Here is a 16757-nt window from a genome sequence, read left to right on the forward strand (position 1 = left end):
ATTATAACACAAAAATGCAACCTTATTTAGGCTGCATTTGGTGTTTTTTAGTGAATAGTATTGTTTTCTTAGTAAACCGTAAATTAATTTATTGTTTTTGAACCACCACAATTGGTATTGGCTTTATAAACTGATCTAGAAGTAGTTTTAAAGTAATAAGTATTGGTATCTTTCTTTAACTTTGTTTGTAAATAAGCGTCTCTTTTACAACTCCAAGAAACAGATTGCCCAACACCAATTAAAGTTCCTGCGTTTCTAGATCCCTTAGAGGCTATATAAATAGTACTTCCCGATTTATTTATCAGGGTTACTTCATTTTTTTTAGCATATCCGTTTGCTCTTCGTCTATTTTCTATTATTGCTTGTCCTTCTGCACTTTTCCAATACGCATCATTTTTAGATTTTACTTTGCCATAATACGCATTTACAGCATTGTTTATTTTGGCAATATCAGCTTTGTCTTTTGCAGTTAAAACATAGCTATTTTGTTTGGCTTCCATTTGCTTTAAATACTTTCTAACAAAAGCAACCAAATCCATACTTTCTGCTTTTTTACAAGCAGGACTAGTACATTCAGATGGTGCGTTGTTTACTGCAGCATCTTTTAGTTTTTTCATAAATGCACCAAACTTCTTTTTCTTTTTCTTTTTAGTCGATGTATTGGTTTCATCGCCTTTAGCTCCTACTCTAATGTAAATTTCATCTATTGAATTAAACCCATTGCCATCTTTTGCTTTCCAAACATTACCAATTTTAAAGATATAATCGTCTATAGCTACAAAGCCTTTGCGTGATATTCTGTCTACAACATGTGAAACATTTGGATAGCCAATAATTTTACTCGATTTAGATTTTGTTGCATCAATGGTAAAAATACCTGCTTTATCATTTTTAGTTGCAGCTACCATTTTTAAACCAGCATATACACCGTTAAACTTTATAATTTCAGCTTTTAGTTGGTATTGCTCTCCTTTGATGTGTTGTTTGCCATTATCATCTTTATAAACAGAGTAATAACGTTGATAAACAGCATCTTTTCCATTTTTTTCTATGGTTTTAAAAAATGAAGTCTGCGCAAAAGATGTTAGTGTAAAAAATAATACGGTTAAAGTTGTTAGTGTTTTCATAATTTCTATATTTTTTATTTAAATATAGAATTAGATTGCGTTTTTAAACATAACTATTTAGTGAACGGTAAGTATTTGTTTTTAAACGGTACTTAATTAAAAGAAGTGTTTATCATTTGTAAAAAAGCATCTTTACGATCTCTAGCAATAGGAATGGTTTTTTTATTTTGCATCACAACGTGCAAACCATCTTTTTTAACCACTTCTTTCATAAATTTTAAATTGATTAAATAAGATCTGTGTGGTTTGTAAAATAATGGTTTGTCTTTTAATTGATCTGAAAAATGTTTGAGTGTTTTACAAATCAACTGGCTTTTGCCATCATTAAGATGCACTTTGGTATACACACCATCTGCTTCAAAAAATAGAATTTCGTCATGTGAAGCAAAAATGATTCCTTTAGGTATTTCTAAAGCAATTTTATTTAAAGACAATTGCTGAAAAGCTTTTTCTAAATTCTGTAATTTATGGTTGATATTTTCTTCTTTTATGGCATCTTTTGCCTTTTGTAATGCTAATTTTAAATCTTCTATATCTATAGGTTTCATTAGATAATCTATAGCAGATAAACGAAATGCCTCTATTGCATACTGACTGTATGCTGTTGTGAAAATTATTTGAAAATCTATAGGTTCATTTTTAAAAAAATCTAAAATTTCTAAACCCGAATGTTGTGGCATTTCTACATCTAAAAAGACAATTTTAGGTTGTTTATTTTTAATTAAGGCAACACCATCTACTAAATTAGAAGCTTCTAAAATTTTGGTAATTCCTGTGCATTCTTCTCTAAGCAAAGTTCCTAAAACATTTCTTGCTCTACTTTCATCATCAATAATAATTACATTCATAGTTATTTTTTTACGGGGATATTAATTATAACTTTTGTTCCTATTGCCAAATTATCATTATACAAATCTTCTATTTTTAGTGTTGAATTTGTATTATTTGCAAGGTTTAATAAATCTATTCTTTTTTGGTTTGCAGAAGTTGCAAAAGATTTTGGCTTGTTATTTCTTTTTTTATTTATTTCTGCTGATGCTACTCTTCCTATTCCGTTATCTGTGATAATACAAACTAAATTTTCTTGTTTTTTCAAAAATTCGATTTGTATTTTTTTATCTTCTTTTTTATGTAATAGACCATGTTTTAAAGAGTTTTCTACATAAGGTTGCAAAAATAAAGAGGGTAAATAAACAAGACTTGTATTTAATGCTTTATCCACATTTATTTCGAAAAACAAACCATCATTAAAACGATCTTTTTCTAAGTCTAAATAGAGCTGTAACGCTTTCAATTCTTCTTCTAAAGTGATTTCATTTTTTTGACTGTGTTCTAAATAAATTCGAATCAATTTAGAAAACTTAACTAAATATTGTCTTGCTAATTTTTTTTCATTTAAAATGATAAAATCCTGAATGGAATTTAAGGCATTGAATATAAAATGCGGATTCATTTGAGATCGTAAATTCTCTAATTGAGAAAAAACCAACTCTTTGCTAATTTCGGCTTTTTCTAAAGCAATTTTTTGCTCTTTTTGCAGTCTTTTATTCTTTTTATCAAAATACAAATAAATAAAAATCAGCAGAATTAAACCACATAATAACAAAAACCAAATAGATTTATAAAACGGATTTGTAACTTGGATTTTTAGTGCAATAGCATCTGAATATTGCGTTTCATATTTATTTTTTGCTCTAACTTTTAAAGTGAAATTACCTGTTGGTAAGGTGTTAAAATTGATAAAGTTAATTCCTGCTGCAATTCTAGTGTAGTTTTTAGAAAAACCATCTAACCAGTATTCATAGATAATATTTTCTTTAGATTGAAAGCCATTGCTGTTAAAATATATTTTAAAGTCGCTTTTATCTTGTTTTAATTGCAATTCTTCTTTTAATGCTACAGGTGCTCTATTAACCTCTAAACTGTTAAAATAAATCTTTGGTTTTTCCTTAGTTTTAAATACTTTATTCTTATTAAAGCTAATAATATTAGTATTCGTATTTAAAAAAACCAAACTATCTAATACTGCAATATTATTTATAGTATATGTAGCTAAACCATCTACTTTAGTAATAGTTTTTATTTTTTTTTCTTTGTAATCATAAGTTTGTAAACCTTTATCTGTAGAAATCCACAAGGTCTTATCTGCCGCTTGTAAATCGTTAATAATGGTAGATGCCAAACCATTTTTCACGATTAAACTGTCTGTAAAACAATTGTTTTTATAAGCTAAAATACCATTGGTATGTGTAGAAATCCAAACAGTACCATCTGCTGTTTTTTCCAATAAAGAACCATAAACTTTTTTAGAATTATATAGTGGTGTTCTAAATTTTTCATCCTTTGGATAATATTCTGCAAAACCATCTATTAAAGTTACAAAATGTTGTTTTGTTTGGTCTACATAGACAGCATTGTAAGACCTTTTACTAATAAACTCATGCTTTGTATTTGTACTAAAATCAAATGCTAAAAAAGAGCCAGATGAACTTACCAAATACATATCATCCTTAATATAATCGATACTTTTAGCTGCTCCTAAATTGAATTTTTTAGAGGTATTATTTGTTAAATTATAAACTGTGGTAATGTTATTATTAATAATAAACAACTCGTTAGATATATTGTTATAATACAGGCTTTTAACAGCAGTTAAAGATGTAAAATTTAAATAATTAATGCTTTTATTGCTAATATTATATTCTAAAACTCGTCCGTTATTTTTGGCAAGAAAAAGTGTGTTTTCATTCTTTTTTAAAAGAAAAGTAATGTCTTTAAATTGGTCTTTATCATATATTTGAAAAGCCAAATTAGAAATTACATAAATTCCATTTTTCAAAGTAGAAAACCATAAATTTTTATTTTTATCTAACAGGTAATCAGTCGCATAATTTTCTTTAAAATAGTGTTGTAAAACTTGTAGCGAATTGTCTTTTATTTTACAGAAATAAATACCTTTATTACTTAATAAATAAATGGTATGCTCTTTAACAATAACTTTATGAATTACCTTACCATTTATTTTTTTTGGTATTTCTAAATATCTATTTGAATTTAGGTTTTTTAACTTTAATAACAGTTCGCTTTCATTTTGTTCTAAAATATATGTGTTTTCTTGATAAGCAAACAACTGTCTTGTAGCTCTTTTAAAATTTTTGGTAGTATTTAGTAAACCAATAGCTTTTAATTTACTTTTTAAGCTATTTAGCTTATAAACAGTATCATTTCTAGTAAAGTAAAAATGATCTAATTTCTTCTGAAAACTGTTATTATTTAGTTGAATAACACCAGCTAATGTTTTTTCTATTTTTTTTGAATCGAGCGCAACAAATAAAATTTTATCTTTGTTGTAAACGACTAAATGTTTATCAAAAAAATAATAATCTACTAAAGTTTTTACATCTTCAAAATCTTTATACAACTCTAGTCTATCATTATTTATATAAAAAAATTGACCCGCTAAATTGTTGCACCACAATCTGCCTTGTTCGTCTAATTTTAAACTAAAAAGAGAGCGACCTCTTTTTAAAGGGTTTGTAAATAACTTGTATTCTCTACCATCATATCTATACAAACCTTTATCTGCAGCTAACCAAATAAAACCTTGGTTATCTTCTAACATGTCATAAATTGTTACATCTGGCAAGCCATCTTTTTCTGTTAAATGTATGGCAAGAGGCTCTTGTGCAGATGAAAAAAATGCAAACAGGAATAAAAAGAGAATAAAAATTGTATTTTTTCTCACATATTAGCTTTGTTTCAAAAATACAATTAATTAAAAAAATAAAATGATTTTACTTAGTGAATGGTGCTATATTCTTAGCAAACTACTTTATTGTGGTACAAAGCAAGATTTATACAATTCTTCATAGACAGGTAAAATTGTTTCTAAAGAAAATTTTTTGGTGTGCAATTTTGCATTTTCTTTAAAACGTGTCAAAGTAGCATCGTCTTTTAAAATGGCTATGGCATTTTTAGCCATATCTTCAACATCGCCTAAATTGCTTAAAAAACCTGTTTCTCCATGAATATTTACTTCTGGCAAACCACCTGTATTTGTAGAAATTACGGCACTTTTAGCAGCCATAGCCTCTAATGCTGCCAAACCAAAACTCTCTGTTTGTGACGGTAATAAAAACACATCTGTATAACAAAGGATTTTTTCTATTTCTGTACTATTTCCTAAGAAGAAAACATCCTGATCTATTTTTAACTTTCTGGCCAATCTTTTTGCCTTTATTTTTTCTGGCCCTTCACCAACCATTAATAATTTAGAAGGAACCGTCTTTCTTACTTCATTAAAAATTTTAATTACATCTTCTACCCTTTTTACAGGTCTAAAATTACTGATATGCGTTAAAATGCGTTCGTGTGGTTTTGCTAATGCACTTCTTTTACATTCTTGTTTATGCGCATTATCGTACTTATTGGTATCTATAAAATTATAAACAACTGCAATATCTTTGGTAATATTGAACAAGGAGTTTGTGGTTTCTTTTAAATTATTAGATACAGAAGTAACAATATCTGAATTATTAATACTAAATTCTACTGCTGTTTTATAATTTGGGTGGCTACCTACCAAAGTAATATCTGTGCCATGCAAAGTGGTTACTACACCAATATTTATTCCCTTTTCATTTAGCATTTGTTTGGCCATATATGCTGCATACGCATGTGGTATGGCATAATGCACATGTAAAACTTCTAAACTATACTTTCTTACAACTTCTACCATTTTACTAGATAGTGCCAATTCATAAGGTTGATACTCAAATAAAGGATATTCTTCTACCTGAACTTGATGAAAATGTAAATTATGTGATAAAAAGTCTAAACGTACAGGATGATTGTAGGTTATAAAATGGACTTCATGCCCTTTATTTGCCAAAGCCATACCTAATTCTGTTGCTACTACTCCACTTCCACCAAAGGTGGGATAACATACAATACCTATTTTCATAAATAATTATAAATTGTAAAAATTAATTGTTTTTATAATCTTAGATGTAAAGATAACTGTAATCTTACAAAGGATACAAAATGAAATCATAAAAAAAGAGTTTTTCAATTGCTTGAAAAACTCTTTTTTTTACATGTGTAAATGTTTAATTGTGTAATTGTGTAAACATTAAATTCTAAAAATACTTCACACAATTTAACCATAACAGTTCCTTCCCTTTGGGAAGGTTAGGATGGGGATTGCTTTAGTAATCCCCTAAAGTGGCAGGATTTTGCGCTAAAGCGTTTTCTAACTGCTCGTCATTTGGTGCTTTACCATGCCAAGCATGTGTATGCATCATATAATCTACGCCATTACCCATTTCTGTAGTTAGTAAAATACAAATTGGTTTTCCTTTACCTGTTAATGCTTTTGCTTCTGCTAAACCTGCTAAAATGGCTTCAATATCGTTCCCTTTTTCTACTTCTAAAACGTCCCAACCAAAAGCTTCAAATTTTGCTTTAATGCTTCCCATTGGTAATACATCGTCTGTAGAACCGTCTATTTGTTTTCCATTTAAATCTACAGTTGCAATTAAATTGTCTACTTTTTTAGCAGATGCATACATAATTGCTTCCCAGTTCTGGCCTTCTTGTAACTCTCCATCTCCGTGTAAAGTGTACACTAATTTATTGTCTCCGTTTAATTTTTTAGCTTGTGCAACACCTAAAGCTACAGACAAACCTTGGCCTAAAGAACCAGATGCAATTCTAACTCCTGGTAAACCTTCGTGAGTTGTTGGGTGCCCTTGTAAACGAGAATCTATTAAACGAAATGTATTTAATTCTTCTACAGGAAAAAAACCTGAATGTGCCAAAACACTGTAAAAAACGGGAGAAATATGTCCGTTTGACAAGAAAAATAAATCTTCATTTTTACCATCCATAGAAAATTCTGTAGAATACTCCATTACCTCTTGATAAAGACAGGTAATAAATTCTGCACAACCTAAAGAACCTCCTGGATGTCCAGAGTTTACTTTGTGCACCATTCTTAAAATATCTCTACGAACTTGTTGTGTAAAATCTTGTAATTGTTGTGTTGTTGGCATTATTATTTTATTTGTTGCGAGCAAAAATACAAAAGTGATTTAATTTGAATGGTTTTTCTAAAGAATTTATTTGTGAATTATTAATTTTTTCTATTTAATTTAATAAAAGACAAATTTTAATTGAAAATAACAATTTGCGTTAGGGATTGTAGTGAAAATCCTTTTTATTGTAATCAGCTTATTTTTAGGATTCTAATAAAAGTTTTTAGAAAAGAGAGAACCTGAAATAAATTCAGGGTAAAAAAAAGATTGTAACAAAAAGCCCGACCTTTAGGTAACGCCCAAAATAGTATGTTAAGTTTTTTGCTTTTTCTTTTTTGCTGCTGGAAACAAAACATTGTTTAAAATTAGTCTGTAACCTGGTGAAGTTGGGTGCAAATCTAATTCCGTTTTTGGGTCGCCAACTCTGTGTGTATAGTCTTCAGGATCATGACCACCATAAAAAGTAAACATGCCTTTTCCTTTGGTACCATGTATGTAACGTGCTTCTCTATTTACCTTATTTTCTCCTAAAACTAAGACGTTACTTTTTACGGTATTTCTATCAAAAGAAGTAGTTTGCCCCATAAAACCCTTTACTAAAACCGTATGATTTTGTGTGAGCATTGTTGGCACAGGATCCCATTTTGCAGAGAATTCTACTAAATAAAAATAGTCTGAAGTTTTTGGTATTTTACGTTTTCTTGTCATGTCTATGGAAGAAAACTCGTAGGTAGTTGGACTTCTTACCAAATTGAAGTTTTTAAACGCAAATGTTTTATTAAAGTTGATTAGCGATTGATAATTGGGTGTTGATGCATCACCATCAAACATTGCTTCTGCAATGTCTACGCCTTCTGCAGACAATGCAATATCAAAACTATCGGTTGCAGAACACATAGCAAACATAAAGCCACCACCAACTACATAATCTCTAATTTTTTTGGCAACCGCTAATTTTTCTTGTGAAACCTTATTATAGCCCAATTCTTGTGCTAATTTTTCTGCTCTTTGTTTGCCTTCTATGTACCAAGGTGTGGCCCTAAAAGAGCCATAAAATTTACCATATTGTCCTGTAAAATCTTCGTGATGCAAGTGTAACCACTCGTAAATAAGTAGTTTGTCTTCTAAAACTTCTTTATCGTAAATTACATCAAAAGGAATTTCTGCATAGGTTAAAACCATGGTTACTGCATCGTCCCAAGGCATTTTATCTTTTGGAGAATACACAGCAATTTTTGGTGCTTTTTCTAAAGTTACTGCATCTTGATTAGAACTTGGCGAAGCAATTTCTTGCAAAATTAATTGCGATTTTGCGTCTGAAATAACTTGATAAGAAACGCCACGAATTTTACATTCGTTTTCTACCAATTTGTTGTTTTCTATTAAAAATGCGCCACCATCATAATTTAAAAGCCACTTGGATTTTAAACCAGCTTCTAAAGAAAAGTATACGATTCCATAAGCTTTTAAGTGATTTTTCTGGTTATCGTCACTCATTGGCACGTAAATAAATGATGCGAATATTGATTTAGAAATCAGTACTAATAAGAGTGAAAATATGATTTTTTTCAATGTTTAGTTTTTTAAAGAATTTAAAAATTCAGAAGGAGACATCACAGGTATTTCAGATTTTAAGAAACCTTTGGAATCTCTTGTAATAATTGCTTTACATTTAGATTTTAGAGCACTAAAATATTGAACAGCATCTTCAAAATCTTTAAAACCTGATTGTAAGCTCTTTTCTATAATCAAATCATCTGTTTCACAAACTTCACAAATAACTTTAAATTTTCTTAATTTATCTAATACCAATGCATTATCTTCTGTTCTAATCAAAACATAATTAGTATTAATAAAAGAAATTGGAGATAAAACAACAATTATTTTTTGCTCTGCTGCCAACGTTAATATTTTTGATACTGCTTTGTAAAATGGTTTTCTAATCCCTAAAAAGTCTATCATAATATTTGTATCTAAAAAGATTCTATCCATTATTGATATTTTTCAGATAAGATATTTCCGATTTCTTTCTTGTAGTCGAAATCAGCAGGTATACTTTTACCTGTTGCAATACTTTTTACATATGGTGAAATTTCAAAATCATCTTCCTTTTTATCTTTATTAGTTAAAATTGAAAGGTAATTTTCTATTAAACGAGATAAACTTATTTGCTGTTCTTTTGCATAAGCTTTCGCCTGTTCTATTACAGCTTTATCTAATTTTAAAGTGAGTTTAGAATCCATAAGAATTAATTTATACGTACAAATATAATAAATTATTACGTATAAGTTATTTTACAAACTGTTAAAAAGGCACATCATCTTCACCTCCAAAAGCATCTTTTGGTTCTATTCTTTGGTTTATAGACCCTTCATCTTCAAAAGGATTGTTCATAGAAGATTGGAATTCTGAGCTAAAACCTTCTTCTAAATCTGAGAATTTGGCCAAATGACCAGTAAATTTCAATCGAATATTATCTAAACCACCATTTCTATGTTTGGCAACAATAAATTCTCCTTGTCCTTCACATGGTGAGTGATCATCATCATCCCACTCTGTCATTCCGTAATATTCTGGTCTAAAAATAAAACTTACAATATCTGCATCTTGCTCAATTGCCCCAGATTCACGTAAATCTGATAAAAGTGGTCTTTTAGAGCCTCCACGTGTTTCTACAGCACGCGATAATTGCGAAAGTGCAATTACAGGCACCTCTAATTCTTTGGCTAAAGCTTTTAAATTTCTAGAAATCATAGAGATTTCTTGTTCACGGTTTCCTCCTGCTTTTCCTCCTGCTGTCATTAATTGCAAATAGTCAATTACAATAATTCTAACATTGTGTTGTGATACCAATCTTCGTGCTTTTGCACGCAAATCGAAAATAGAAAGTGATGGCGTATCATCTATAAAAATAGGCGCATCAGATAATTTTTTAACTTTTACGTTTAATTGTTCCCACTCATGTGGTTCTAAATTTCCTTTTCTTAATTTTTCTGAAGTTAAGCCTGTTTCAGAAGAAATCATACGTGTAATTAACTGCACAGAAGACATCTCTAAAGAGAAAACTGCAACACCATGATTAAAATCGATTGCCATATTTTTGGCCATAGAAATTACAAAAGCTGTTTTTCCCATACCAGGTCTTGCTGCAATAATTACCAAATCTGAAGGTTGCCAGCCAGAAGTTAATGCATCTAATTTTGTAAAACCAGTTGCCAAACCAGACATTCCTTCTTGGTTACCAATTTCCTGAATCTTTTTTAAGGCTTGTTTTACCAAAGAACCTGCATCTTCAGAAGATTTTTTAAGGTTTCCTTGGGTAACTTCAAACAATTTTCCTTCAGCATCATCTAATAAATCAAATACATCTGTACTTTCATCGTAAGCATTTTCTATAATTTCACTAGAAATAGAAATCAATTTACGTTGTATGTATTTTTGAAGGATAATACGTGCATGAAACTCAATATGCGCAGAAGAGGCTACTTTTTGTGTTAAACGGATTAGGAAAAAATCGCCACCAACAAAATCTAATTTTCCATTCTTTTTTAATAAGTTAGAAACCGTAAGTAAATCAATTGGTTGTGAGTTTTGGAATAACTCATAAATAGCAGCGTAAATTTCTTGATGTTTGGCATCGTAAAACGCATCTGAGCTTAAAATATCAATTACATCATCAATACCTTTTTTATCAATCATCATTGCACCTAAAACAGCTTCTTCTAATTCTACTGCTTGTGGCGGAATTTTACCTTTCTCAAGGCTAATAATTCTAGATTTATCTATTTTTTTTCCTGGGATTGTATTTGACTTTTCCATAATTACAAATGTACTTTTTTAGGTTGATTGTGCGCTGTTAAACTTAGTTTTTATTTGTTGACATTTATTGTAAACTAAATTGTTATTATCTTGTTAATAACCAGTTCACTTCTATTTCATTTTACTATTTTAGCTGAAATGAAATGGAATAAAAAACATATTTTTTTGGCTATTTTACTACCTATTCAGGTTGTTTTAGTGCAAATGGCTGCCAGTAATCCAGATTTTGTAGAACGTTATTATTCTAACGGAATTTACCCTTACATTGCTAAATTTTTAAGAATTTTATTGGGTTGGTTACCTTTTTCTTTTGGTGATGTTTTGTTGGCTTTCCTCCTCTTTATTTTTCTTCGATTTTTATATCGAATTGTAAAAAACAAATTTAAAAACTGTGTTCCAAAATTCATACATTTTTTTGCTGTTTTATCAGTAATTTATGGGTGCTTTTATCTTTTCTGGGGATTAAATTATTACAGAAAAACTTTAGCTGAAAATCTAAATTATCAACAAAAAAAATATACTACAGCACAACTGCAAAAAGTTACAGAAAGTATTGCAAAACAGCTGAATATTTATCAATTTAAAATCACTAAAAACGATAGTTTAAAAGTGATCAATAAATATAGTCCAAAAGAAATGTACAATTTGGCTCTGAATGGTTATCAAAATTTGGAAAAAGACATTCCACAATTAAAATACACTCATAAATCTGTAAAAAGTTCTTTAATGAGTTTGCTACAAAGTTATAATGGTACTTCTGGCTATTTAAATCCGTTAACGGGTGAGGCACAGGTAAATGATAGAATACCAAAAACGAGTTACCCAACTACAGTTTGTCATGAAATGGCGCATCAAATTGGTTTTGCAGCAGAAAATGAAGCGAATTTTGTAGGATTTTTAGCAGCTAATTATAATAATGACGTATTTTTTAAATACGCCAGTTACAGAATGGCATTTTTGTATTGCTATTCAGAATTACGAAAAAGAAATCCTGAAATGGCTAAAACAGTAATTGCCAAAGTAAATAAGGGAATTTTAAAAGATTTTAGTGCGAGTTCTCAATTTTGGCAAGCCTATAAAAATCCGTTTGAGCCTTTGGTTAAAAAAGGATACAATGCCTATTTAAAAGCCAATAAACAAGATAAAGGCATTGCATCTTATAATTATGTAGTGGATTTATTGATTACTTATTTTGAGCATAAAAATTTAAACAAGATGAATTAATTACTTTTGATTTTAAATTATTCTTTTAAAAGAAAATCTTCATCTCTGAAATATCGGAAAATCCCATAGAAATGAGCCTTACCAAATACTATTAAGCTCTTTTTTTTGTTAGCTTTTAAAACAACATTTGCAGCAATACTATCTCTCAAAATATGAGTTGCATAATATTTACCTACAGTTTTACATTTATATTTCTCATTTAAATCAGTTTTAAAATCACAATCGGTTAAAACTATTTTACCTTCTTTCAATTCACGTAATCTAATTAATTCTGTTAACTCTAAATCTGCGATAATATCTAAAGAATCTAAACCTAATTTGATATTTTGCTGGGATACATATTTTTTGTTTTTGAAAAGACTAGGCAAAGAGTGATTATCCTTTTTGTTATAAGGTCCAACAATATTGGCTCCAAACATCTTACGTAACTTTCTTATATTTTTGTCTAAAGTATCTTTTTGTTGGTTTTTATAAACTGATATTTGTTCATAAAAAACTGTAAAACCCTCTTTTTTCAAAGAATCAATAACTATTTTAACTTCATCATAAAATTTTGCTTTCGCCAAATGTACCATAGGCAGAAAAATGACAGTTTGATCATCTTTTTCGAAAATTTTTAAACTTTTGGTAACATTTTTAGGAGTAATAATGGCCATATAAATTTTTGTACAGCAGTTGAAAGTTATCAGAAATAATAATATTAAAATTGTATTTTTCATAAAAAATAGGTTAAAGAGAAGTTTTTTTTTAAAAAACTTCTCTTTTATTAGAAATAAGTTAACTTATAATAGCAATTATAATTGCTGGCAATGCAACTACAGCTGCATCTAGAACAGCTTGTCCAAAACAACCTGCTTTGCACCAACCTCTTGGTCCTGTCTTTTCACCAGTATCAGGATCTGTATGTTTATCTTGACAGTTTTTTCTGCAATTTTTATAATCGCTATCGCCCTTTTTGTCATCTTTACCATCACTTTTCTCTGATATTTTTGTCTCATAACCATTTTTATTCAGTTCATTGTAAATTGAATTGTATAATTCGTCTTTTGGTAATCCCATAGCAGCTATCATTTCATCAGAAATATCAAAATCTAAAACGCTATTTTCCTCATCTATCACATTAATGATCATTAAACTATTTAAATCTGAACTACCTTTTGTTGAAACCTTTCCATTGGCTTTTAAGTTTAATTTTGTTAATTCGATCTAGAAATCCCATGATGTAGCCTTATTTGCTGTTGTATTATATTCACTATCACAGGAAGCAAAACTAATTAAAACTAATTTTAAAACTAAAGAAAATATTTATTTCATAAAAGAAATTTTGCGAATACTTTATTTAATAGATATATAAAGAATTCTGATTAAATAATAATGTCTTATTTATTTTAGGTCTTGCATAACACAGTAGACCATAATTGCAATTACGCTGTAAAGATAAAGTGTAAATTAGGTGATTTATGGATTACTTATTTTGAAACTTCTCAAAACCGCTAACTTTCCTAAAAATATGTTAAAATGATTCATTTTAACGGCTTTCCAATTTCATAGTAATAAATTTAGAAATTATTCAAATTAATATGTACTACATGAAAAAACTACTTTTCTTACTCTTTTTCTTGTCGCTCTCTTTTTCTTACGCACAAGATTATTTTCCTACGGATGCTGGAGTAAAAACCACAGAAAACACTTTAACAGCATTTACCAATGCTAAGATTTATGTAACTTCTAAAAAGATACTTAAAAAAGCGACTTTATTAATAGAAAATGGTAAAGTTATTGCGATTGGTAAATCTGTAAAAATTCCTAAAAATGCGAAAACCATTAATTTAGAAGGTAAAACCATCTACCCTTCTTTTGTTGATATTTATTCAAATTTCGGAATTAAAAAACCCAACAGAAAAACAAGCAATTCTAGAAGAACACAATATGAAGCTTCTAGGGAAGGTTATTATTGGAACGACCATATTAGATCAGATGTAAATCCGTTAAAAGCGTTTTCTTTTGATAGCAAACAAGCAAAAGAATTAATTAATGCTGGTTTTGGTGTGGTAAATACACACATGGAAGATGGTATTATTAGAGGAAATGGTTTATTGGTAGCTTTAAATCCAAATTCTTCTGATGCTTACAGAATTTTAGATACCAAATCTGCACAATACCTATCATTCAGTAAAAGTGTGACTTCTTTACAAGTGTATCCTGGTTCTATTATGGGTGCAATGGCTTTGTTAAGACAAACCTATAATGATGCTTCTTGGTATGCTAATGGAAACATGAAAAATAAAGATTTGGCTTTAGAGGCATTAAATGCAAATAAAAACTTAGTACAAATCTTTAAAACTTCCAACTTGTTGGATGCTTTTAGAGCAGATAAGGTTGGTGACGAATTTGGAATTCAATATACAATTGTTGGTTCTGGAGACGAATATGAAAGAGTGGCAGATATTAAAAGTACAAACGCCAACTTTATTATTCCTGTAAACTTTAGCAATGCTTATGATGTTTCTAATCCGCTTTTAGCGCAACAAATTTCTTTAAGAGATATGCGTAAATGGAATCAAGAACCTTCTAACTTAAAGGTTTTAGCAGAAAACGGAGTAAATTTTGCTTTAACTACCAATACTTTAAAATCTGTAAAAACTTTCCATAAAAACTTACAGAAAGCTATTAAGTATGGTTTTAGTAAAGAAAAAGCTTTAGCGGCATTAACTGCTATTCCTGCAAATATCTTAGGAAACACTAAAATTGGTAATTTAAACGAAGGCAGTTACGCTAATTTTATAATCACTTCTGGTGATATTTTTGATGCTAAAACTACACTTTATGAAAACTGGGTACAAGGTTCAAAAAATATGGTGAATGATATGTCTGTTAAAGATTTATCTGGAAACTATATGTTGTCTGTAAATAACAAAACGTATGATTTAACCATTTCAGGAAAAGGTGCAAAACAAACAGCTGTTATTAAATTAGGTGATAAAAAAATAAAGTCTAAATTCTCGTTTATAGACGATTGGATTTCGATTACTTTAAATGAAGACAGTGGTTATACTAGAATGATGGGGCAAACTATTAATGCTGCCAATGTTATGCAAGGCACCGCTTTTGATACTTTAGGAAACGAAACTTCTTGGTCTGCTGCTAAAAAAGTAAAAAAACAAGACAAGAAAAAGAAGAATAAAAAAGAAAAAGAAGAACCAATTGTTGTGCTTCCTGTAAGTTACCCAAATTTAGGTTTTGGAAACTACGAATTGCCAAAAACAGAAACCATTTTAATTAAAAACGCTACAGTTTGGACAAGCGAAGATGCAGGAATTCTAGAAAATACAGATGTTTTGTTAAAAGATGGTAAAATCGAAAAAATTGGCAAGAATTTAAAAGCAAGAGGTGCTAACATTATTGACGGTACAAACAAACATCTTACTGCTGGAATTGTAGATGAACATTCGCATATTGCAACATCTGCAGTAAATGAATGGGCACAAAATTCTACGGCAGAAGTTACTATAGAAGATGTTGTAGATCCAAATGACATCAACATTTATAGAAATCTTTCTGGAGGAACCACAACTGCACAAATTTTACACGGTTCTGCAAATCCTATTGGTGGGCGTTCTGCAATTATTAAACTAAAATGGGGCGAAAATGCAGACAATATGATTTATGACAATTCGCCAAAGTTTATAAAATTTGCTTTGGGTGAAAACGTAAAACAGTCTAGAAGTCCAAATGGAACCCGTTTTCCGCAAACAAGAATGGGTGTAGAACAATTGTTTGTAGACTATTTTACAAGAGCAAAAGAATATGATGCTCTTAAAAAAAATGGAAAACCGTATAGAAAAGATGACGAAATGGAAACATTGGCAGAAATTTTAAACGGAGAACGCCATATTTCTTGTCATTCTTATGTACAATCAGAAATTAACATGTTAATGAAGGTTGCAGACAGAATGGGCTTTAAAGTAAATACATTTACTCATATTTTAGAAGGTTATAAAGTTGCCGATAAAATGAAGGAACATGGTGTTGGTGGTTCTACCTTTTCAGATTGGTGGGCGTATAAATACGAAGTAAATGATGCCATACCATACAATGCTGCAATTATGCACAATGCAGGCGTTACTGTTGCTATTAATTCAGATGATAGAGAAATGTCTAGACGTTTGAATCAAGAAGCTGCAAAAACCATAAAATATGGTGGAATGTCTGAATTAGATGCATGGAAAACAGTTACAATTAATCCAGCAAAATTATTACATATAGATGATAGAGTTGGTAGTATTAAAGAAGGCAAAAATGCAGATGTAGTTTTATGGAGTCATCACCCAATGTCTATTTACACCAAAGCAGAAAAAACCATTATAGATGGTAGAATTTTCTTTGATAGAGCAAAAGACAAAGAAAAGCGTTTGGCAATTCAGAAAGAAAAAAGTACACTTATTAACATGATGTTGAATGAAAAAATGAATGGTGGTAAAACCAAGCCACCAATGATTAGAGAAGACAGAAATTTTGAATGTGATACTTTAGAAGAACTTAAAAACTAAAA

At 29.6% G+C, this 16757-nt stretch carries 13 protein-coding genes; 2 read left to right on the forward strand and 11 right to left on the reverse strand.

Annotation, left to right across the window (positions count from 1 at the left end):
* Positions 1-83: 83 nt before the first annotated feature.
* The 9 genes from Q0684_RS05175 to dnaB all read right to left on the reverse strand — a co-directional run bounded on the left by Q0684_RS05175 (position 84) and on the right by dnaB (position 10981).
* Positions 84-1127 (reverse strand): hypothetical protein, encoded by a 1044-nt coding sequence (locus Q0684_RS05175; RefSeq protein WP_299013464.1) that lies wholly within the window; start codon positions 1125-1127, stop codon positions 84-86.
* 92 nt (positions 1128-1219) lie between these two features.
* Positions 1220-1975, reverse strand: a complete 756-nt coding sequence (locus Q0684_RS05180) for a LytTR family DNA-binding domain-containing protein (RefSeq protein ID WP_299013466.1) — start codon at positions 1973-1975, stop codon at positions 1220-1222.
* A gap of 2 nt (positions 1976-1977) precedes the next feature.
* Positions 1978-4872 (reverse strand): histidine kinase, encoded by a 2895-nt coding sequence (locus Q0684_RS05185; protein WP_299013468.1) that lies wholly within the window; start codon positions 4870-4872, stop codon positions 1978-1980.
* A gap of 87 nt (positions 4873-4959) precedes the next feature.
* The gene (gene bshA / locus Q0684_RS05190; protein ID WP_299013470.1) at positions 4960-6090 is read right to left on the reverse strand and encodes an N-acetyl-alpha-D-glucosaminyl L-malate synthase BshA; all 1131 of its coding nucleotides are present in this window, start codon (positions 6088-6090) and stop codon (positions 4960-4962) included.
* A 244-nt stretch (positions 6091-6334) separates the two neighbouring features.
* Entirely contained in the window at positions 6335-7180 is an 846-nt protein-coding gene (locus Q0684_RS05195; RefSeq protein WP_299013472.1) for a transketolase, read from the reverse strand.
* 294 nt (positions 7181-7474) lie between these two features.
* Complete coding sequence (locus Q0684_RS05200; protein ID WP_299014359.1) at positions 7475-8659, reverse strand: asparagine synthetase B; 1185 nt, start codon at positions 8657-8659, stop codon at positions 7475-7477.
* 78 nt (positions 8660-8737) lie between these two features.
* Complete coding sequence (locus Q0684_RS05205; RefSeq protein WP_299013474.1) at positions 8738-9154, reverse strand: PIN domain-containing protein; 417 nt, start codon at positions 9152-9154, stop codon at positions 8738-8740.
* Positions 9154-9405 (reverse strand): DUF6364 family protein, encoded by a 252-nt coding sequence (locus Q0684_RS05210; protein ID WP_299013476.1) that lies wholly within the window; start codon positions 9403-9405, stop codon positions 9154-9156. The genes Q0684_RS05205 and Q0684_RS05210 overlap by 1 nt, the downstream gene beginning before the upstream one ends.
* Positions 9406-9466: 61 nt before the next feature.
* Positions 9467-10981: a replicative DNA helicase gene (dnaB, locus tag Q0684_RS05215; protein ID WP_299013478.1), complete on the reverse strand. Its 1515-nt coding sequence runs from the start codon at positions 10979-10981 to the stop codon at positions 9467-9469.
* A gap of 165 nt (positions 10982-11146) precedes the next feature.
* Here dnaB and Q0684_RS05220 point away from each other — a divergent pair, with 165 nt between their 5' ends.
* Complete coding sequence (locus tag Q0684_RS05220) at positions 11147-12205, forward strand: DUF3810 domain-containing protein (protein WP_299013480.1); 1059 nt, start codon at positions 11147-11149, stop codon at positions 12203-12205.
* 17 nt (positions 12206-12222) lie between these two features.
* On the opposite strand, the gene Q0684_RS05225 is transcribed toward Q0684_RS05220, so the two are convergent.
* On the reverse strand, positions 12223-12861 hold the full coding sequence (locus Q0684_RS05225) for a hypothetical protein (protein WP_299013482.1): 639 nt from the start codon (positions 12859-12861) through the stop codon (positions 12223-12225).
* Positions 12862-12982: 121 nt separating this feature from the next.
* Positions 12983-13336 carry a hypothetical protein gene (locus tag Q0684_RS05230; RefSeq protein ID WP_299013484.1) on the reverse strand — a complete coding sequence of 118 codons (354 nt, stop codon included), beginning with the start codon at positions 13334-13336 and terminating at the stop codon, positions 12983-12985.
* Positions 13337-13794: 458 nt separating this feature from the next.
* Between Q0684_RS05230 and Q0684_RS05235 the strand changes: the two genes are divergently transcribed.
* A complete protein-coding gene (locus Q0684_RS05235) occupies positions 13795-16755 on the forward strand; it encodes an amidohydrolase family protein (protein WP_299013486.1) in 2961 nt (986 codons plus the stop codon).
* Positions 16756-16757 lie beyond the last annotated feature (2 nt).

The organism is uncultured Polaribacter sp., from assembly GCF_947503875.1.
Lineage (GTDB): Bacteria > Bacteroidota > Bacteroidia > Flavobacteriales > Flavobacteriaceae > Polaribacter.